This is a genomic window from Chryseobacterium contaminans, from assembly GCF_001684955.1.
GTDB lineage: Bacteria > Bacteroidota > Bacteroidia > Flavobacteriales > Weeksellaceae > Chryseobacterium > Chryseobacterium contaminans.
Map to the genome: position 1 here is coordinate 1 of NZ_MAYF01000035.1, position 19,410 is coordinate 19,410.

At 36.9% G+C, this 19,410-nt stretch carries 19 protein-coding genes; 14 read left to right on the forward strand and 5 right to left on the reverse strand.

Annotated elements, in window-relative coordinates; genetic code table 11:
- Positions 1 to 25: 25 nt before the first annotated feature.
- Both BBH99_RS03430 and BBH99_RS03435 read left to right on the forward strand, forming a co-directional pair.
- Positions 26 to 3,121, forward strand: a complete 3,096-nt coding sequence (locus tag BBH99_RS03430) for an efflux RND transporter permease subunit (protein WP_066692031.1) — start codon at positions 26 to 28, stop codon at positions 3,119 to 3,121.
- Positions 3,111 to 4,370: a TolC family protein gene (locus BBH99_RS03435; RefSeq protein ID WP_228390730.1), complete on the forward strand. Its 1,260-nt coding sequence runs from the start codon at positions 3,111 to 3,113 to the stop codon at positions 4,368 to 4,370. Before BBH99_RS03430 ends, BBH99_RS03435 begins: the two co-directional genes overlap by 11 nt.
- 179 nt (positions 4,371 to 4,549) lie before the next feature.
- On the opposite strand, the gene BBH99_RS03440 is transcribed toward BBH99_RS03435, so the two are convergent.
- Complete coding sequence (locus BBH99_RS03440; protein ID WP_066692035.1) at positions 4,550 to 5,005, reverse strand: DUF1801 domain-containing protein; 456 nt, start codon at positions 5,003 to 5,005, stop codon at positions 4,550 to 4,552.
- 107 nt (positions 5,006 to 5,112) lie between these two features.
- Positions 5,113 to 6,906, reverse strand: coding sequence for a T9SS type A sorting domain-containing protein (locus BBH99_RS03445; RefSeq protein WP_165601873.1), 1,794 nt, complete (start codon positions 6,904 to 6,906; stop codon positions 5,113 to 5,115).
- A 215-nt stretch (positions 6,907 to 7,121) separates the two neighbouring features.
- Between BBH99_RS03445 and BBH99_RS03450 the strand changes: the two genes are divergently transcribed.
- The 4 genes from BBH99_RS03450 (at position 7,122) to proC (ending at position 10,806) form a co-directional block, all read left to right on the forward strand.
- Positions 7,122 to 8,327 carry a pyridoxal phosphate-dependent aminotransferase gene (locus BBH99_RS03450; RefSeq protein ID WP_066692038.1) on the forward strand — a complete coding sequence of 402 codons (1,206 nt, stop codon included), beginning with the start codon at positions 7,122 to 7,124 and terminating at the stop codon, positions 8,325 to 8,327.
- Between the two features lie 10 nt (positions 8,328 to 8,337).
- The gene (locus tag BBH99_RS03455) at positions 8,338 to 8,817 is read left to right on the forward strand and encodes a hypothetical protein (RefSeq protein ID WP_066692039.1); all 480 of its coding nucleotides are present in this window, start codon (positions 8,338 to 8,340) and stop codon (positions 8,815 to 8,817) included.
- 3 nt (positions 8,818 to 8,820) lie between these two features.
- Positions 8,821 to 9,834, forward strand: coding sequence for a UDP-N-acetylmuramate dehydrogenase (gene murB, locus BBH99_RS03460; protein WP_066692040.1), 1,014 nt, complete (start codon positions 8,821 to 8,823; stop codon positions 9,832 to 9,834).
- Between the two features lie 168 nt (positions 9,835 to 10,002).
- A complete protein-coding gene (gene proC, locus BBH99_RS03465; protein WP_066692042.1) occupies positions 10,003 to 10,806 on the forward strand; it encodes a pyrroline-5-carboxylate reductase in 804 nt (267 codons plus the stop codon).
- Here proC and BBH99_RS03470 read toward each other — a convergent pair.
- Entirely contained in the window at positions 10,796 to 11,209 is a 414-nt protein-coding gene (locus BBH99_RS03470) for a VanZ family protein (protein WP_066692044.1), read from the reverse strand. The genes proC and BBH99_RS03470 overlap by 11 nt on opposite strands.
- A gap of 55 nt (positions 11,210 to 11,264) precedes the next feature.
- On the opposite strand from BBH99_RS03470, the gene lnt reads away from it, so the two are divergent.
- Positions 11,265 to 12,899 (forward strand): apolipoprotein N-acyltransferase, encoded by a 1,635-nt coding sequence (gene lnt, locus BBH99_RS03475; RefSeq protein ID WP_066692046.1) that lies wholly within the window; start codon positions 11,265 to 11,267, stop codon positions 12,897 to 12,899.
- A 280-nt stretch (positions 12,900 to 13,179) separates the two neighbouring features.
- Here lnt and BBH99_RS03480 read toward each other — a convergent pair whose 3' ends face one another.
- Positions 13,180 to 14,892 carry a T9SS type A sorting domain-containing protein gene (locus BBH99_RS03480; protein WP_066692048.1) on the reverse strand — a complete coding sequence of 571 codons (1,713 nt, stop codon included), beginning with the start codon at positions 14,890 to 14,892 and terminating at the stop codon, positions 13,180 to 13,182.
- 240 nt (positions 14,893 to 15,132) lie between these two features.
- Between BBH99_RS03480 and rpmB the strand changes: the two genes are divergently transcribed.
- From rpmB to BBH99_RS03510, 7 genes are all read left to right on the forward strand, one after another.
- Entirely contained in the window at positions 15,133 to 15,375 is a 243-nt protein-coding gene (gene rpmB / locus BBH99_RS03485) for a 50S ribosomal protein L28 (RefSeq protein ID WP_002976757.1), read from the forward strand.
- Positions 15,376 to 15,381: 6 nt separating this feature from the next.
- Positions 15,382 to 15,564, forward strand: coding sequence for a 50S ribosomal protein L33 (rpmG, locus tag BBH99_RS03490; protein ID WP_027373683.1), 183 nt, complete (start codon positions 15,382 to 15,384; stop codon positions 15,562 to 15,564).
- A gap of 19 nt (positions 15,565 to 15,583) precedes the next feature.
- Complete coding sequence (locus BBH99_RS03495) at positions 15,584 to 15,733, forward strand: DUF4295 family protein (RefSeq protein ID WP_065395045.1); 150 nt, start codon at positions 15,584 to 15,586, stop codon at positions 15,731 to 15,733.
- A gap of 89 nt (positions 15,734 to 15,822) precedes the next feature.
- Positions 15,823 to 16,101 carry a Rid family hydrolase gene (locus BBH99_RS22880; protein WP_262487187.1) on the forward strand — a complete coding sequence of 93 codons (279 nt, stop codon included), beginning with the start codon at positions 15,823 to 15,825 and terminating at the stop codon, positions 16,099 to 16,101.
- Entirely contained in the window at positions 16,098 to 16,277 is a 180-nt protein-coding gene (locus BBH99_RS22885) for a RidA family protein (protein WP_262487188.1), read from the forward strand. The genes BBH99_RS22880 and BBH99_RS22885 overlap by 4 nt, the downstream gene beginning before the upstream one ends.
- A gap of 15 nt (positions 16,278 to 16,292) precedes the next feature.
- Positions 16,293 to 17,246, forward strand: coding sequence for a signal recognition particle-docking protein FtsY (gene ftsY, locus BBH99_RS03505; RefSeq protein ID WP_066692051.1), 954 nt, complete (start codon positions 16,293 to 16,295; stop codon positions 17,244 to 17,246).
- 72 nt (positions 17,247 to 17,318) lie between these two features.
- Complete coding sequence (locus BBH99_RS03510) at positions 17,319 to 17,579, forward strand: GlsB/YeaQ/YmgE family stress response membrane protein (RefSeq protein ID WP_066692052.1); 261 nt, start codon at positions 17,319 to 17,321, stop codon at positions 17,577 to 17,579.
- 74 nt (positions 17,580 to 17,653) lie between these two features.
- Here the strand turns inward: BBH99_RS03510 and sppA are convergent, their stop codons facing one another.
- The gene (sppA, locus tag BBH99_RS03515; protein WP_066692053.1) at positions 17,654 to 19,408 is read right to left on the reverse strand and encodes a signal peptide peptidase SppA; all 1,755 of its coding nucleotides are present in this window, start codon (positions 19,406 to 19,408) and stop codon (positions 17,654 to 17,656) included.
- Positions 19,409 to 19,410: the final 2 nt, after the last annotated feature.

A 19,410-nucleotide genomic window follows, 5' to 3' on the forward strand; every position in this document is an offset into this window, starting at 1 on the left:
CTGAGATTTCCATTAAAGTTAGATTATGAAAAAGTTATTAACCGTTTCCATACAGAAAAAATGGCTTATACTGGCTCTCTTTATATTATTAGGATTTTTTGGTTACTATTCGTGGACTAAGCTTTCCGTTGAAGCCTATCCTGATATAGCAGATACGACTTCACAAGTAGTAACTCAGGTTCAGGGATTAGCTGCCGAAGAAGTAGAACAGCAGATCACCATTCCGCTGGAAAGAGCTCTTAACGGGATCCCGGGAATGCATGTGATGCGAAGCAAAAGTACATTTGGGCTTTCCATGATTACCATTGTATTTGATGATGGAATTGATGATTATTGGGCTAGGCAGCGTATCCAGGAAAGACTGGCTGAAGTGTCTCTGCCTTATGGAGCACAACCGGGATTAGATCCTTTAACCTCGCCCATAGGAGAAATCTACCGGTATGTGATTGAAAGTGATAATCACAGCCTGAGAGAGCTTACTGATCTTCAGAACTTCGTTATCATCCCCAGGATAAAACAGGTTTCAGGAATTGCCGATGTAACTAATTTTGGTGGAATAACCACCCAGTTTCAGATAGAACTCGATCCCAACAAGCTGGAACAATATGGTCTTTCCCTTGCAGAAGTTATTGAAACCATCAGTAAAAACAATGCCAGCGCAGGCGGGAGCATGCTTCCCCGTGGAGATCTTGCGTATGTAGTTCGTGGGATTGGATTGATTAAAAATCTTGATGATCTCGGAAAGACCGTTGTAAAGACTGAAAAAGGAGTTCCTGTTTTTTTAAATGATATCGGAAATCTCAAATATGGAAATCTTGAACGCAAAGGAATTCTTGGGTTTACAGACAGAAACAGAAACTATAATGAAAGTGTAGGCGGAATTGTTTTACTTTTAAAAGGACAAAACCCGTCACAGGTATTGATTGGTGTACATGAAGCAGTAGATGAGCTCAACAAAAATATTCTTCCGGCTGGGGTAAAAATTCATACCTATCTGGACAGAACTGATCTTGTAAAAACAACGCTTAACACCGTTTCCCATACTTTAACGGAAGGAATTGTGTTGGTGATTATTATCCTGATTGTATTCCTTGGAAGCTGGCGGGGAGCTCTTTTAACAGCGATTACTATTCCTTTTTCACTTCTTATCGCTTTCATTTTAATGCATTTCACCAATATTCCAGCCAATCTTCTTTCATTGGGAGCCATAGATTTCGGAATTATTGTAGATGGTTCTATTGTAATGCTGGAAGCTATTTTAAGGCAGAGGGAAGAACATCCGGACAAAGAACTGGAAGAGAAAACAATCATTCAAAAAGCCACTGAAATTGCGAAACCGATATTCTTTTCAGGAATTATCATCATTACGGCTTACCTGCCTCTGTTCGCATTTGAAAGGGTTGAAAAAAAATTATTTACTCCCATGGCATTTACAGTAGGATACGCATTATTAGGAGCCCTGGCAGTCGCATTATTACTGATTCCCGGATTGGCTTATATGATTTACAGAAAACCCAGAAAGCTTTATCATAACCGATGGCTGGAGAAAGTAAGCAACGCTTATGGAAAGGGAATTGACAAAATCATGTCTGCGCCAAAAAAAATCTTTATTCCCGCAGGAATTGTATTACTTGGAGCCGGAATTCTTTCCTATAGCGTGGGTAAAGACTTCCTACCGGAACTTGATGAAGGTTCTATCTGGTTACAAGTACAGCTTCCACCCGGAATTTCTCTGAAAAAAGCTCAGGAAATGAGTGATTCACTTCGTATGAAAACAATGAAACATTCCGAAGTAACTTACATTATGGTACAGGCAGGACGTAATGATGATGGCACCGATCCATGGACTGCTTCTCACTTTGAAGTATCTGTAGGGATAAAACCATACAAAGAATGGGTATCAGGTAAGACAAAAGCAGACCTCATCAAAGAACTGGCAGAAGATTATAAAGAAATGCCGGGCTTCACCGTAGGTTTCTCCCAACCTATGATTGATGGAGTAATGGATAAAATATCAGGAGCCCACAGTGAGTTGGTAGTAAAAATTTACGGGGATGATTTTGCCGGAACAAGACAGGTTGCAGAGAATGTTCTTTCTCTCTTAAAAACAGTTCCCGGTTCTGCAGATCTTGCCATTGATCAGGAACCACCACTTCCCCAGTTGCAGATTATCGCAGACAGAAATAAAATTGCCCAATATGGCTTGAATGTTTCTGATGTTACCGATCTTATTGAAACTGCACTTGGAGGAAAAGCAGTATCACAAATCTTTATTGGCAATAAAGTTTATGATATTTCCTGCCGCTATGTGGAAAGCAGTCGAAATACTCCTGAAAAAATAGGAAATCTGATGCTGACCTCTTCATCAGGAGCAAAAATTCCGCTTTCACAGATTGCTACAGTAAAATTAAGTACCGGAGAAAGCACCATCACAAGGGAAATGAACAAAAGGCATCTGACCGTTAAGCTTAATCTGAGAGGCCGTGATCTTACTTCATTCATCAACGAAGCACAGAAAAGTATTGAAAAAAACATCCGTTACGATCATGAAAAATACCAGATCAAATGGGGCGGACAGTTTGAAAATAAAAACAGGGCTTATTCAAGACTGGCCGTTATTGTCCCATTGGTATTAGCTGTTATGTTTCTGTTGTTGTATGGAGCGTTCGGAACTTTCAGACAGGCATTGGTTTTAATGAGTATTATTCCACTGGCTTTATTTGGAGGAATGCTGGCCTTAAATATCAGAGGAATGTCACTTAATGTATCATCTGCTGTAGGTTTTATCGCTTTATTCGGGGTAGCTATTCAGAATGGGGTAATTATGGTTTCCCATATCAATACCTTAAGAAAAAGCGGAATACCACTTAAAGCATCGGTTATTCAGGGAGCAAAAGATCGTTTCAAACCAGTATTGATGACCGCATCAGTAGCCATCATTGGATTATTACCAGCCTCTTTGGCAACAGGAATCGGATCTGATGTACAGAGGCCTTTGGCTACCGTGATTGTGTATGGATTGATGTTTTCCACATTCCTTACCCTGTTTGTGCTTCCTGCCATTTATTATTTAGCTGAATACCGTTTTGACAAACAAAATGCAACCTCTCATGAAATTTAATTTTTTAATCATAGTATTATGTACCGTTAAAGGTATATTCATCAAAGGCCAGACAGAACAGGAACCTATTTACTTCAATGAATACCTGAATTACGTGAAGGATAAAAATCTTGGTCTTGCTGCCCAAAAATACAATGTAAGCATGGCTGAAGCGTCAATCCTCACCGCAGGAATTTTCCCGGATCCTCAAATTGAAATGGAAACCTCAAACAACGGAATTTCCAAAGATATGGGATATACGGTTGGAGGAGCAGTAAGCTGGACCCTTGAACTAGGCGGCAAAAGAAAAGCCAGAATAGAAACCGCGAAGAACGAAGCTGAATATTCTAAACTACAACTGCAGGATTATCTAAGAAACCTTCTTGCTGATGCTACTTTAGGTTATGTTGAAGCGTTAAAATCAAAAGCATTGCTGAATGTTCAGAAAGAGTCTTATCAAAGTATGCTCAAACTAGCAAAATCTGACAGTATCCGGTATAAATTAGGGGATATTTCCAGAGTAACTTCTCAACAAAGCCGATTGGAGGCTTCTTCTTTATTGAATGAAGTCTACCAGCTGGAAGGCGCTCAACAACAATCCATCACTGCTTTATCCGATTTTATGGGGAGTGACAGTACTGGCAAAGAAGTAACTGGCGACCTTAATAATTTCAACAGAAATTTCACGTTGAGTGACCTCATCACACAGGCTTTTAACCAAAGAGCCGACCTTTTGGCTTCCAGGCAAAATATCAATACTGCTGCAAGCCGTGTTAAACTTGAGAAAGCCAACCGAGCTATAGACTTAGGATTAAGCGCCGGAGCCGGGCACAACACCATAGCCAATAATGAAATTGCCCCCTCTCCTGCTGTGAACACGGTAAAATTAGGAATGAGTATTCCTTTAAAATTTTCCAACCGCCGGAATGCAGATCTTAAAATTGCCGAAATGGGTTATTCACAGGCAGAAGCAGAATACAGACAGGTTGAAAACAATATCAGAATGGAAGTAACCCAGGCTTACCAACAGTATACTTCCGCTCAAAAACAGTTGCAACAGTTTGACAACGGAATGCTGAAAGAAGCTGAAAGTATCCTCAAGGGAATTACTTACAGTTATCAGCGTGGAGAAAGTTCTATTTTGGAAGTTCTGAATGCTCAGAGAACATATAATGAACTTCGTCAGAATTATTTTCAGCTTCTCGCAGACAATGCTTCTGCTTTAATAGAACTTGAGCGCAAAGCCGGCATCTGGGATATTGATTTTTAAAGAAGGGAAGCCAGAAGCTGGAAGAAGGAAGTTTATCTTCGTCATAAAATCACTAAAATATCCATTAATTGACCTTTTAATAATAAATGATAAACTCAGAGGTACAACAGTAACTTCCATCCTCCCTCTTCCTGCTTCCAACCTAAAAAAGCCCTGAATCAATATGATTCAGGGCTTTTTTATTTCTTATACTGAGATTCATAGATCCCAATCCAATCGTCGACCGTCATCTTCTGACTCAGTTCTGCAATCAGCTCAAAAGGAATATCTTCTGGTTTTCTGAAACGTACACAGGATTTTCCCATATCCAGTTTTTTCTTGGAATGCTTAGGATATTCTGCTACAAACCATTCCAATAATTCCGGTCTGGAATACAATCCCATATGATACAATGCAATAAAATTCTTTTGGGAGGCCAGATTAATAAAAGGCAAAGGAGTTCCGGGCGCACAATGATACCCCGCAGGATAAGTTTTCAAAGGAACTACCCAGCCTAACATTCCGTAATTGGATATTTCTTCAAAACCTTCAGGCAGATTGTTATTAATCACATTATAAAGCTTTTTAAAAGACTCTTGTCTTTCCTCCGGAATCTTGGAAAGATAATCTTCTAATGATGTTGATATAATTTGCATTTTCAGTAAGTTTTAGAGGGTCAAGTTAATAAAAATAGTTATTCATTGATATAAAAAAGCAGCGATACAATAATGCACCGCCGCTCAACTTTATTTACACTAAAAAATTATTTTTTTATTGTTTTTACTGTAGACTGAGATCCGTCTTTAAAGTAAAGAGTAACAAAGTACAATCCGGAGTTCAGTCTGCTTAGATCCAGTTCTTTCACAGAACCTTCAACTGTTTTCACCACTCTTCCTGCCGTATCCGTTATAGCTACCGACTTAACATCTCTTACATCTGAAATATACAGAATATCTTTAAACGGATTCGGATGAACTGATGCTTTTTTCACTGGTTTATTTACTTCCGAAGTACTTAACTGAGCGTTTTCAACCGTAAAATCATCCACATAGAAGTTATAATCCATATCTTCATCCAATGAGCCTGTACTTCCATAAAATGCAAAGACAGTATTCGCCCCTACAAAATTAGCCAGATCAAATGTATATTCATTAGCAGTATTAGACGGAGTATTATTGGCATCCCAGGTTTGTAAAATCATCCATGTAGTTCCGCCATCATTGGAAACCAGGAAATGAACGACATCATCACTATCCATTCCCGAAGAATCAGCATTATAATATTGTGTTACTCCATATTTAAATTTCACTTTATAACCACCTGCCGACAGATCGAAAGACACTGTTTTAAGCCAACCTGTTCTGTCTGAAGAATATAAATTCATATAGGCTGAAAGTCCGTTAGCAGGGGTATTCAGAAAACTGCGTGAACCCCAATAAGAATAAACTGTATCTGATGGTCCTGTAGTTGGATCCCCTCCATTTAAATAATGAACCCAGCATTGTCCTGGAAAACTATTAAAATTATTAGTATAGGAAGGCACTATTGCACCACACTGGGTTGTAAATGATTTAGCAAGAGACCATACACTCTTACTTGTTGCTGTACTACAATTGGCTCTTACCCAATAATTATACGTTGTACTTGGAGATAAATTATTCAGGGTATAAGAAGTTCCTGTAACATTAGAATAATTAGGATTTACATTACTGGCAGGAACTGCAGGATTGGTACTATAATAAATATCATAACTTACAGTCTGGTTACTGGCAGGAACCGACCATGAAATCTGAGCCGTATTGGCCGTGATTGCTGTTGCCGCATCTGTTGTAGGAGCAATACAGTCTGTAAAAGCATCTGCTGAAAAAGCAAAAATATTAGGAATTCCGGATCCGGAACTTTTTGTAACCGTAACACTCTGTATTAGTTTGGCCTGATTAGCAGCATCAATATTTAAAACATACTGATACAATCTGGGATTACTGCTGTTAGGTTCTAAATTATCATTATCTCTGTTAATCCTTCCAATTCCCTGAATGGCAGCATTGCTTCCACCATACCAGTCTGAAAGGTTGATATTAGAAAGCGTTTGCGTTGAATTATCTGTAAAATTTACAGTAACATCCACTGCAGAAGTTCCACTACCACTCGTTGAAAGCATATACAACTTAAAAGCAGCCATTGGAGTAGTAAAGACAAGAGTTCCGTTATCTCCTGTTGTCACCAGTTTCAAAGAGTTATTGGCACTTAAATCCCCCAATTGAAAACTAAGACCTGGTGTGGAAGATACTATTGAATTAATGATACCATCTGCAGGAATTCCGTATGTAAGAGCAGGGCTCGCAGATGTAAGTTTAAAGTCCTTCGCTACAAAAGCAAAAGATACACCATCCACATCTGTTGTGGTAGATACTGAAGAAGAACCTTCCCCGTTCGCAATTACATCTGCTGTAAAACCGGAAGTAATCGGCATTTTTTGAAAATTTTGAGCCATCATTGCTGATGCTGAAAGAAGAGCAATAGCAGGAAAAGCTCTAAAAAATAAATTTATTGTCATTTTATTCATATTTAAGCCGTAAATTAAGAAAAATATTAATATAAAATACTTATTTTTAATAAATAAACAACATTAACTCAAAAACAACATTAATATCAGCAATTCTATTTATAAAATTACCAGCTCTGAAAGTGAATAATAAGCCGTTTCTTCTTATTCTTAATTTTATTATTGGGAAATTAAATCCTATTTTTGTCATACAAATTTTTTGAACAATGCCGAATATTTCAAACAGAGCACTGCATATGCCGCCTTCGCCGGTAAGAAAACTGGTTCCCTTTGCGTTACAAGCAAAACAAAAAGGAATAAAAGTATACCACCTTAATATCGGACAGCCTGATATTGAAACTCCGGAAACAGCATTAAATGCTTTAAAGAACATTGATCTTAAAGTATTGGAATATGCACTTTCTGAAGGTAACTTAGACTACAGAAAAGCCCTTACAGAATATTACCATTCTTTAGGTTTTTCAGATCTGACACCTGATAACTTTATTGTTACCAATGGTGGCTCTGAAGCGCTTAACTTTGCGATCTCAACTTTATGTGATGAAGGAGATGAAGTAATTATCCCTGAGCCTTACTATGCTAACTACAATGGGTTTACCAGTACATTCGATGTAAATGTAGTAGCGGTTTCGTCTACCATTGATACAGGTTTTGCCCTGCCTCCTATTGAAGAGTTTGAAAAAAAGATCACAGAAAAAACAAGAGCAATCATTATCTGTAATCCAGGTAACCCTACAGGATATCTTTACACTCGTGAAGAACTTCAGAAACTTGCCGAGATTGCATTAAAATATGACATCGTAATCATCTCTGATGAAGTATACAGAGAATATGTATACGACGGAAAACAACAGATATCTATCCTTGATTTCCCTGAATTAAAAGAAAACTGCATCGTTATTGATTCAGAATCCAAGCGTTATTCAATGTGCGGGGTAAGAATCGGATGTATGGTTACCCGTTCTCAAAAAATCCGTAATGCAGCGATGCTTTTTGCACAGGCAAGATTAAGCCCTGTTCTTTTAGGACAAATTGCAGCTACAGCCGCTCACCAGAATGACGGGGCTTACATCAGAGCAGTAAGAGAAGAATATACTCACAGAAGAAATATTTTAGTAGACCTTTTAAATGCTATTCCGGGAGTAATCTGTCCTAAACCAAGAGGTGCTTTCTACTGTGTGGCAGAACTTCCTGTAGACGATACAGAGAAATTTGCACAATGGTTGCTTGAATCATATTCCAACAACAAAGAAACCATCATGGTAGCTCCTGCCGGAGGTTTCTACAGTGATCCTGAATTAGGTAAAAAACAGGTAAGAATTGCTTACGTACTGAAAGAAGAAGATCTTAAAAGAAGTGCTGAAATTCTGAAAGATGCTTTAAAACAGTATAGAGAAGAATTCAGCCTATAAATTATACAAGATGCCGACAACAAAAAATGTATATCTGAAACTCATATTTCCGATCTTTTTGCTGTCGGCATTTTTTTCCTGTGATTCAAAAAAATCAAAACAATCTGCGGCTTCTGCCAATGAAATAACTTTGATAAGGCTATCTCATATAGGCGGCACAATGGGAGAATACAGGATTATAAAAGCCACCAAAGACTCTGTCTTTGTAGAAAAAGGAGCCACTGCCAATAAAACCCATCAGGAATGGGCTTCAGCCATCACTCCTGATACATGGAAGCAGCTCATCTCCTCCATTAATGTTAAAGATCTTGACAAGATAAAAAGTTCACCAAGCCAGCAGTCTGTAGATGGTATTGATGAGACTTTTCAGATACGTACTTCCAGGAAAGCTCATTTCTTCGTCAACTCTTTTGCTGATCCGAAACATTATAAACAACTTCAGCAGCTTAAAGAACAACTAGACAAAATTCTTCCAAAAGAATACCAATAAAACATGCAAGAAAATTTTTCCTTAAAGCCTTACAATACATTTGGTGTTGATGCTCACGCAAAATACTTTGTTGAAATAAACAACATTGAAGAATTAAAAAGCGCTCTTACCTTTTCGAAAGAAAACAATCTTCCTCTTTTATTTTTGGGAGGCGGAAGTAATATTCTGCTGACAAAAGATTTTGACGGCCTTGCTATTAAGCTTAATTTAAAAGGCATCTCCGAAAAACATCTCAATGAAAATGAGGTTTTGGTAACTGCAAAAGCTGGGGAAAACTGGCATGAATTCGTCATGTACTGTCTGCGTAAAAATTATGGCGGATTGGAAAATCTTTCTTTAATTCCCGGTAATGTAGGTACTTCTCCTATGCAGAATATTGGCGCTTACGGAACAGAAATTAAAGATGTATTTGTAAGCTGTGAAGTATTGGATCTGGAAACGCTCGACCTTAAAACTTTCAGTCTTGAGGAATGCAGATTCGGATACAGAGACTCTATTTTCAAGCAGGAAGGAAAAGGAAGATACGTTATTCTGGAAGTTACCTTTAAACTTACCCAGAAAGACCACCACATCAAAACAGAATATGGAGCTATTACCTCTGAACTTGAAAACCTCGGAATTAAAAACCCTTCTATTCAGGATGTCTCTCAAGCTGTTATCAACATCAGACAAAGTAAATTACCAGATCCTAAGCAAATAGGAAATGCGGGAAGTTTTTTCAAGAATCCTACCATCCCTTTAGCTCAGTTTGAAGAGTTAAAACAGAAATTCGATAATATCCAAGGCTATCCTAATGGCAATATGGTAAAGGTTCCTGCCGGATGGCTGATTGAACAATGCGGATGGAAAGGGAAACAGATCGGAAATGTAGCATCACACAAACTTCAGTCACTGGTTATCATCAACGCGACCGGAGAAGCAACCGGTAAAGAAATTTTTGATTTTTCCACTGAAATCATCAACTCCGTAAAAGAAAAATTCGGGATAGAACTAGAACGGGAAGTGAATATTATTTAATTAAAATATACAGGTTGATTCAATGTGAATACAGCCTTTTTTATTTCTAATGACGGAGCTAAGCACATTTAAAAATCTTTGGGTTTCTTATGGCTTAGCGTTTTTAACCAAATAATATTCAACAACTTTTATAAAATCCTTATTTTAGCTAAAAATAAACATACCAACATGAAAATAGCTATTTTGGGAGCCGGAAATATGGGACTATCATTTTCAAAATCATTTTTGAAATATGAACTGATTAAACCGGAAAACCTTCATCTGATTACCCGAAGCCAGACAAAAATCTCCAAAATAGCAGAAGAATTCCCCAAATCAAAAACATCCACTTTTGAAGAAGTTACAGAGCTGGATGCTGACCTGATTATTATCGCTGTAAAACCACAGGATTTTCAAACAGTTGCTCAGAATTTCAAATTTACTTTAAAGGAAAACCAGATGGTTTTATCCATTATGGCCGGAATTAATATTGAAAAAATTCAAAAATCATTAAACCATCCGCTGGTGGTAAGAGCTATGCCTAATTCTCCTACCCTTCTGGGAATGGGAATTACCGGTTATACTGCAGCAGACGGCATTTCCTTCAGCCAACTTATCAACATTGAAAGGCTTTTAAACAGTACCGGAAGATCGGTTTATCTGGAAGATGAAAACCTTCTGGATGGTGTTACAGCTCTTTCCGGAAGCGGGCCTGCTTATTTCTACTATATTATCGATGCGATGATTAAGGCAGGAATGGAAATGGGAATTGAAGAAAATCTATCCAAGCTGTTCGTGAAACAAACCATGCTGGGAGCCTATCATCTCATTAATAATTCCGAAAAGAACCTCGAAGAACTCATCAAAGATGTAGCCTCCAAAGGCGGAACTACAGAAGCCGCTCTAAAAACCTTTGAAGAAAATAGTTTCAAGGAAATTTTAAAACAGGGAATTTTAAATGCCGAAAAAAGAGCAAAAGAGCTCAACAGCTAAATCTTTTTTCCAAAAATCTACGACACAGCCATCCTAAATATACCCCAAATGTATTGAGGAGGATATCATCTACCTCAAATATTCCCATTCTTGTAAAATATTGCAGCCCTTCCACAATGGTAATAGCCGGTATAAAAGTAAAAATTAAGGACTTCAGATCTCTTAGCTCCGGAAAGATCCACCCCAGAAAGCCGAAAGGAATGAACATCACAATATTTCCGACCACAATAATAACAATATCCTTCCATGACATGGCTCCCTGAATAAACTTAATGGTAGAAAGCACAGGTTCCACTGTAATCAGGTTATCTTCATATTGAAATCTGCCCATTCCGAGAAACATCAGATACAGCAAAAACAGGGTATAAGGAGCAATAACAATTTTATATAATTTCTTTATCATCAGATGCTAATATATTCATTTCAAAAACATTAAATTTGTATATTAAAATAATTTAATGAAATACGTTCTGCTAACACTTATTTCAGCAATGCTGCTGTCGGTCTCTTGGCCTACTTATGGAGTTCCTTTTTTTATCTTTTTCGCCCTCGTTCCACTTCTGATGATGGAACATGGCATTTCAAAATTTTCAGATTATAAAAGAAAAAGCTGGATGGTCTTCGGGCTCTCCTATCTTTGCTTTGTCATCTGGAATATTGTCACTACAGGATGGCTGTACGGCTCTAAAAATCCGGATGGAAGCCACTCTTTAATGGCAGTGGTGTTTCCTGTTCTTGTAAACTCTCTCCTTTATTCTCTGGTTTTCCAGTGCTATCATTGGTATAAAAATGCACAAGGGACGTATTGGGGATTAGGATTCTTAATAGCGATCTGGATGAGTTTTGAAAAATTTCATTTAGGATGGGAACTTACCTGGCCATGGCTGAACTTAGGAAACGTATTTTCAGATTACCCAAAACTGATTCAATGGTATGATACCTTAGGAGCAACTGGCGGAAGCTTTTGGATTCTGTTAACTAATGTTCTTATATTCTATACAATCAGAACCTGGGAGGCAGGAAGAAAAAGAAAAGACCTGATCAAAAACTCATCTATTATAGCAGCTTTAATCGCTATTCCGATGATTATTTCCATCATTAAGTATAACAGTTTTAATGAAAAGCCATCCGGACAGGTAAACGTACTGATGCTACAGCCTGATCTTGATCCTTATGCTGAAAAATATTCAAAAGACAGCTTAACGATTGAACAGGATCTTTTGGCTCTGGCTGAAAAAAATTCAACCACAAAAATAGATTATTATATTGCTCCGGAAACGGCTCTTCCTGGCAGGGGTTCTATTTCTGAAACAGGAATTGAAAAAAGTTTACTGTTGAACAACGTTAAAGACTTTTTATCTAAACATCCGGGATCTGTTTTTACAACAGGAATCTCATCCCACCGTTTATTTTTTGATCCTAAAACCTTACCAAAGGAAGCGTATGAAATTAATCAGGGAGTTTGGGTAGCAAGTTACAACACTGCTGTTCAGCTTGCTCCACAACAGAAAACCCAGATCTACCATAAAGGGAAACTCGTTCCCGGGGTTGAGATCTTCCCTTATATGAGCGTTTTAAAACCAATTTTAGGGAATGCTATGCTTAATTTAGGCGGAACTGTAGCTTCTTTAGGAACAGACAAAGAAAGAATGGCCTTTTCCAATCCTTATAACAAAGGAAAAATGGCACCTATTATCTGTTATGAAAGTATTTATGGAGAGTTTGTTACAGATTATGTAAAAAAAGGAGCCAACTTCCTGGGGATTATGACCAATGATTCCTGGTGGGGCGTTACTGAAGGACACAAACAACTTTTATCTTATGCTAAATTAAGAGCTATTGAAACCAGAAGAGAAATTGCCCGCGCTGCCAACAGTGGGATTTCAGCACATATTAATGCAAAAGGTGAAGTGGTAGCGGATACTTTCTATGGAGATAAAACCGCATTATTTTCAAAGGTTAATCTTTATGAAGGGATGACATTTTACTCAAGAGCAGGAGATCTTCTTTCAAGATTTTCAATGTTCGCTTTAGGGTTTTTATTATTCTACTATCTCATCAAAAGATTTCAGTCTAAGATAAAGAAAGCATAGTGTTTAAGAATCAGTCACACTGATCTTATACTTATACAATATAATCTGCGTTATCGGCAAGATCTGAGAGCTATTATACTCTCACTGATTGAGCTGATGACGCAGATTTTTTTTAAACACAAACAATACTAATCTTCACCCAAATAGCCACAAACCTTTGCATAATCTTGAATTCTGCGATAAAATATTTTACAATACTAACAACATATTTTCAGAACAAAAAAAGAAAAACCAGCTGGACGTCTGGTTTCTCTCAAGATAGAATAATGATTCAGTGAAGTTACTTAATACTAAGTTTTTTGGTGGTTATTTCGTTTTTTATCTTCAGTTTTAATAAATATATTCCTTTTGGAAGATGAGAAACATCAATAGACTGATCTGCTGTTAAAGTTGTATTCAGCTTTCTTCCTTCCATTGAATACATTTCAGCCTCTGAAACCTTCTCTCCTTTAATATATACCTTATCATAAGTAGGGTTTGGATAAATAACAAGTTCTTTTTCTTTATTGATCGCATTCTCTCTTGTTGACAATGTCCCCTGTGTAGAAACATCAGAATAAACTTTTGAAGCATCAATGGATCTTACACTCCAGTAAACATTCTGAATAGCCGGATCAAGATCCAGGAACCATGAAGGAGTCGTAACAATATATTTGGCAATATCCTGCGAGTTTGGGGTAGAGCCTACTTTAATTTCATAACGTAAAGCATTCGTTGGAGTTTTATCATCCGTAGCTCCACTCCAGGTAAAATTAAATCGGCTTCCGTTTTTGCTCAGATTTAAATTAGTGGGAGCTGAAGGTTTCATGTTCTGCTCCATAGAATCGTTCTTAAAAACCTTTGTTAAAGATGGAATATCCGGATTAGCCCAATCAAAACCTCCCAGTAAAACATCCAGATGATGATCATTATTAAAATCAAACAATTGTATCATTCCCGGGCCTCCGAGATTATATAACCCTGTTATTGTCCCTTCGGAAAAATTCTGATTGGCCGGATTAAATACATACGTTTTTACCACGGCATTATAATTTACATCACCGGAAATGATAAAATCATAATAACCGTCATTATTCAGATCCCCAACACTTAAGGACGCATCTGAAATTTCTGATGAAATCTGGTGAACTACTAAGTTTCCTGTTCCATCATTCATCAGAACGGCAAGATAAGGATCATCATTCGCATCTTTACCAGCCACTACAATATCCTGAAAGCCATCCGCATTAAAATCTGCAACCTCCAGTTTTCCAGATATTAAAGAATCCAGAGCCTGTGTATGAACCAATGTTCCATTCTTATTGATATATACTTTTGATACCGGATCTCCGTTAATATCTGAGCCTATAATAACAAGATCCAAAAGGTGGTCGTTATTAAGATCTACTACTTTAAAACTTCCGTTTTGAGTTCCATCTGCCCAGTTTTCAGTCATATTAAAACCCGATCCTGTGTTTTGATAAAAGTCAACAGTATTTCTAAAGCCTCCTCCATGGGCAAACTGAGTTCCATTAATGGCATAATCCTGTTTTCCGTCATGATTAAAATCAAAAACCTCCAGTGAGCCATATATCTTTCCAGGAAGCTCATCTTCTCTTACAAAGCCAACTCCTGTGTTTTTGAATCTGTAATGCTTATAATTCACAATATCTAAATAACTCAGACCTGTAGAAATAATATCCATTAAGCCATCATTATTAAAATCAATAAATTTTATATCTCCAAGGTGGGTTACATCTCCTCCCAGATCGGTATAAGGTTGTAAAGTGGTTCCATTATTACGGTATACTTCATTATAGGTAGCATCGGGACTTCCGTCTCCATCTGAATCAATGGCTCCATTAACTGCAATATCCAATGTTCCATTATTATCCACATCGGCAATATCAACTGCTGAGAAATAAAAATTATTCATTCCGGTCTGTATCTCTGTAAAATTCTGAGCATATAAACCAACAGGCAGCATAGATAATAAAATATAAATTCTCTTCATAATTTTTATTTAGATTAATTAAAAACAAAGATAGAATATTAATTTCCTTTGTTGAAAAAAAGCCTCTATGAAATATATCAGCACTGATTTACTGGCAGATCCCGGAAATTCGGATATTTTAAAAAATCAATATTTATAATCAGTCACTTATTTACAAATATTTTCCAAAAGATTTGTCTATCTAAAAAATTCTTTGTTATTTTGCACTCTCAAATATTATACAAATAAGAACATCGAGATATGTCAAGAATTTGCCAAATAACAGGAAAGCGTGCAATGGTTGGTAACAACGTTTCTCACGCTAATAACAAAACGAAGCGTCGTTTTGAAATTAACTTATTAGAGAAGAAATTTTACCTTCCAGAGCAAGATAAGCACGTAACACTGAAAGTATCAGCTCATGGATTGAGAGTGATTAACAAGATTGGAATCGAGGAAGCTATTGAAAGAGCTACAAGAAACGGATTGATTAAAAAGAATTAATAGATCATGGCAAAAAAAGGAAACAGAGTTCAAGTAATCCTTGAATGTACAGAGCACAAAGAAAGCGGTATGCCAGGAATGTCTAGATACATTTCTACAAAAAATAAAAAGAACACTACAGAGAGATTGGAATTGAAAAAATACAATCCTGTTCTTAAGAGATCTACCCTTCACAAAGAAATCAAGTAATTTATAAATATAATTTACAATGGCAAAGAAAGTAGTAGCAACCCTACAAACCGGGTCTAAAAAAATGACCAAAGTGGTGAAAATGGTGAAGTCTTCTAAATCAGGAGCTTACGTTTTCGAAGAAAAAGTAATGAATGCTGATGAAGTAGATGGTTTTTTGAAAAAATAATCAATACTTTATTTACAATATAAAAAACTACTCATATTTTGGGTAGTTTTTTTGTTATCTTTGTTCACCAGATTATTAATCAGTGAAATATGAAGAAGATTCTTGTTCTAATATGTACAGTTATTTTCCAATTTTCATTCAGCCAGAAAACAATGGATCCTATAGAATATAAAAATTTACCAAAAGTTTTCAACATCCCGGGATTATCACAATCAGTAAGCATTGATTGCGGTTCTTCCAAAATGATTTTATTATCTGGTCAGGTTCCTTTGGATCCAAACGGAAACCTGGTGGGAAACAATGTAGAGGAACAGACGCATCAGATTTTCAAAAACATTGAAAATATTCTGAAGGAGTATGGAGGGTGAAACTGGGAATCTTCATCACAGATATTTCTAAAACCCCGGATTTCAGGAAAGTCAGGGATCAATATGTTAATCTTCAGAATCCTCCCGTAAGCAGCCTTATAGAGGCAAGCAAGCTTTTCAGGAATGATGTGTTGATAGAAGTGGAAGCCACAGCAATGATTAAAAACAAAAGATAAGAATAAACTAAAACTATGAGTTGGTTTAAAAATATTTTCAAGAAAGAAGAAAAAGAAACGCTGGACAAAGGGTTGGAAAAATCCAGTCAGGGATTCTTTGAAAAAATGACGAAGGCCGTAGTCGGTAAAAGCAAAGTAGATGATGAAGTTCTGGATGATCTGGAAGAAGTACTGATTGCATCTGACGTAGGCGCTTCCACTACCATCAAAATCATAGAAAGAATTGAAGATCGTGTAGCCCGCGACAAATATGTTGGGGTAAACGAACTTGATAAAATTCTTCGTGAGGAAATTTCAGGATTATTGCTTGAAAACCCTCATGCAGGAACAGGAAATATAGATACTTCAAAAAAACCATACGTTATTATGGTGGTAGGAGTAAATGGTGTTGGAAAAACAACTACTATTGGAAAACTGGCTCATCAATTCAAATCCGAAGGTAAAAAGGTAGTTCTTGGAGCGGCTGATACCTTTAGAGCAGCTGCGGTTGACCAGCTTACGATCTGGAGTGAAAGAGTGGATGTCCCTATCGTAAAACAAGGAATGGGCTCCGATCCTGCTTCTGTAGCTTTTGATACGGTACAGAGTGCTGTCGCTCAAAATGCAGATGTTGTTATCATTGATACTGCGGGAAGACTTCATAACAAGATCAACCTGATGAACGAGCTTTCTAAGATTAAAAGAGTGATGCAAAAGGTAATTCCGGATGCCCCTCATGAAATCTTACTGGTTCTTGATGGATCTACAGGACAAAATGCGTTTGAACAGGCAAAACAATTTACAGCAGCAACAGAAGTTAACGCTTTAGCAGTAACAAAACTAGACGGAACCGCAAAAGGAGGTGTTGTAATCGGTATCTCTGATCAGTTCCAGATTCCGGTAAAGTATATAGGTGTAGGTGAAAAAATGCAGGATCTGCAACTTTTCAATGGTACGGAATTTGTAGACTCATTCTTCAAGAAAAGATGATTTATATCATGTTTTCCCTTATATTAGTAAACAAATCAATTTTAAATATTAATCATTAAAAAATTTGCAACTATGGGAATTATAACATGGATCTTATTCGGTCTTATTGCAGGTGCAATCGCTAAAATGATCATGCCTGGATCTCAGGGAGGAGGCTGGCTAATCACCATTATCCTGGGAATCTTGGGAGCATTTGTAGGAGGAGCTATAGGAGTTTACGTTCTACACTGGGGAGATGTTACCTCATTCTGGAATCCAAGAAGCTGGATTCTTGCCATTGGAGGAGCTTTAATTATTCTCTGGATTTACGGAATGGCTACAAGAAAAAGCTGATGTAACGCTGATAAAAAATAAAATCCCGGATCTGAAATTCAGATCCGGGATTTTTGTGTACAAATATAATTTAGTTAGTTGATTCTAATCTGGTAAGGCATTTCCATTTTTATATCAGACTGTAATTTCTTATCAGTAATCTGTTGCAGAATTTCATAGTTAGATTTTCCAATCTTATTTTTGATAATTCTTGCAGACACCTCTTCTTCATTAAGGTCTTTAAAGATCTGCTCGAACGGAGTCATTTTCTTTGGATACGATTCTACATAGTAAGATTTCACACCTGCCTTCTGTGCAGCAAACTTCACAGCATCATTCAGCGTTCCCAGTTCATCTACCAAACCGATTTCTTTCGCACGAACACCGCTCCATACTCTACCGCCACCTACATTGTCAATCTGCTCAAATGTTTTCTTTCTGTTTTGAGTAACGAAATGCACAAATCTTTTATATGTACCTTCTACACTTCTCGTCATCATATTTACCCCATAAGGTGTTACTCCATTTAAACCTGAGTAATACATTGAGTTAGCATTTGTAGCTACAACATCTGCACGGATACCATTCTTATTCGCTATATCTTTATAATAAGGCATTACTCCGAATACACCAATAGAACCGGTAAGTGTATTAGGTTCTGAATATATTTTATCAGCTGCCATTGCTACATAATAACCTCCTGATGCCGCATAATCACCAAAAGATACTACCAATGGTTTCTTCTTTTTCAGTTTTTGCAGTTCAAATAAAATTTCATCTGAAGCATTAGCACTTCCTCCAGGAGAATTAATCCTGAACACTACAGCTTTCACTTTATCATCTTCCTGAAGCTTTTTAATATACTTAACGTATTTTTCAGAGTGAATATCATTGTACTCATCTCCATTGTTTATAGATCCCGATGCATATAATACAGCTACCTTTTCTCCTGATTTATCATCATCCGCGAAAGAATTAATATAGTTTGTTAATGAAACTTTATTCAGTTTTTCTTTATCCTTTACATTCAGTTTCGTTTTAAGAATATCTTCGTATTCTGATTTTTGGATAAGCTTATCTGCCAGTTTATACTTTAAGCCTTGTTCAGGAATCATTCCGTATAAGCTGTCTACAACCATTCTGAATTGGGCAGTATCAATTTTTCTTGAAACAGCCATTTTATAAGATGTATTTTTCCAAAGATCATTCAGTAATGTGCTTAACTGCTCTTTATTTTCCGGAGAAATATCATTTCTTAAGAAAGGCTCCACCGCGGATTTGAATTTGCCGTGACGAATTACCTCTATTCCAATACCGTATTTATCTGCAAAATCTTTAAAGAATGTAACTTCAGTGGAAAGTCCTTTCAACTCTATCCCTCCTGCAGGATGAAGATAATACTGATCTGCTACTGATCCAAGATAATAAGCAGATTGAGAAACCCCATTTCCATATGCGTACACAAATTTTCCGCTTTTTTTGAAATCTTCAATAGCATTTCTAAGATCATCAATTTGGGTAAGACCTGCATTCAGGTCGTCCGTCTCAATGCTGATCCCTTTAATATTGTCATCGGTTTTAGCTTTATTAATAGCCTCAAGTACATCATACAAAAGAACGTTTTTATTCTGGCTGCCTAATCCAAACAAATCCATCTGTTCTTCTGTAGGGCTGTCTATTATATTGGTCTTTAAATTAATCGTAAGAACCGAATTCTTTTTCACCGCCACAGACTTGTCACTTCCCATAGAACTGAACACAAGCATCATAATAAAAAAGACGAAAAATACAGCACAAAGTATGATTATTGCTACTATATTTGCCAAAACATTTTTAAAGAAACTTCTCATAA

Excerpts from the sequence above, each read along its gene's own strand:
- BBH99_RS03430 (WP_066692031.1), top strand. The coding sequence starts at position 26 with ATGAAAAAGTTATTAACCGTTTCCATACAGAAAAAATGGCTTATACTG.
- BBH99_RS03435 (WP_228390730.1), top strand. The coding sequence starts at position 3,111 with ATGAAATTTAATTTTTTAATCATAGTATTATGTACCGTTAAAGGTATA.
- BBH99_RS03440 (WP_066692035.1), bottom strand. The coding sequence starts at position 5,005 with ATGCAAATTATATCAACATCATTAGAAGATTATCTTTCCAAGATTCCG.
- BBH99_RS03445 (WP_165601873.1), bottom strand. The coding sequence starts at position 6,906 with ATGACAATAAATTTATTTTTTAGAGCTTTTCCTGCTATTGCTCTTCTT.
- BBH99_RS03450 (WP_066692038.1), top strand. The coding sequence starts at position 7,122 with ATGCCGAATATTTCAAACAGAGCACTGCATATGCCGCCTTCGCCGGTA.
- BBH99_RS03455 (WP_066692039.1), top strand. The coding sequence starts at position 8,338 with ATGCCGACAACAAAAAATGTATATCTGAAACTCATATTTCCGATCTTT.
- murB (WP_066692040.1), top strand. The coding sequence starts at position 8,821 with ATGCAAGAAAATTTTTCCTTAAAGCCTTACAATACATTTGGTGTTGAT.
- proC (WP_066692042.1), top strand. The coding sequence starts at position 10,003 with ATGAAAATAGCTATTTTGGGAGCCGGAAATATGGGACTATCATTTTCA.
- BBH99_RS03470 (WP_066692044.1), bottom strand. The coding sequence starts at position 11,209 with ATGATAAAGAAATTATATAAAATTGTTATTGCTCCTTATACCCTGTTT.
- lnt (WP_066692046.1), top strand. The coding sequence starts at position 11,265 with ATGAAATACGTTCTGCTAACACTTATTTCAGCAATGCTGCTGTCGGTC.
- BBH99_RS03480 (WP_066692048.1), bottom strand. The coding sequence starts at position 14,892 with ATGAAGAGAATTTATATTTTATTATCTATGCTGCCTGTTGGTTTATAT.
- rpmB (WP_002976757.1), top strand. The coding sequence starts at position 15,133 with ATGTCAAGAATTTGCCAAATAACAGGAAAGCGTGCAATGGTTGGTAAC.
- rpmG (WP_027373683.1), top strand. The coding sequence starts at position 15,382 with ATGGCAAAAAAAGGAAACAGAGTTCAAGTAATCCTTGAATGTACAGAG.
- BBH99_RS03495 (WP_065395045.1), top strand. The coding sequence starts at position 15,584 with ATGGCAAAGAAAGTAGTAGCAACCCTACAAACCGGGTCTAAAAAAATG.
- BBH99_RS22880 (WP_262487187.1), top strand. The coding sequence starts at position 15,823 with ATGAAGAAGATTCTTGTTCTAATATGTACAGTTATTTTCCAATTTTCA.
- ftsY (WP_066692051.1), top strand. The coding sequence starts at position 16,293 with ATGAGTTGGTTTAAAAATATTTTCAAGAAAGAAGAAAAAGAAACGCTG.
- BBH99_RS03510 (WP_066692052.1), top strand. The coding sequence starts at position 17,319 with ATGGGAATTATAACATGGATCTTATTCGGTCTTATTGCAGGTGCAATC.
- sppA (WP_066692053.1), bottom strand. The coding sequence starts at position 19,408 with ATGAGAAGTTTCTTTAAAAATGTTTTGGCAAATATAGTAGCAATAATC.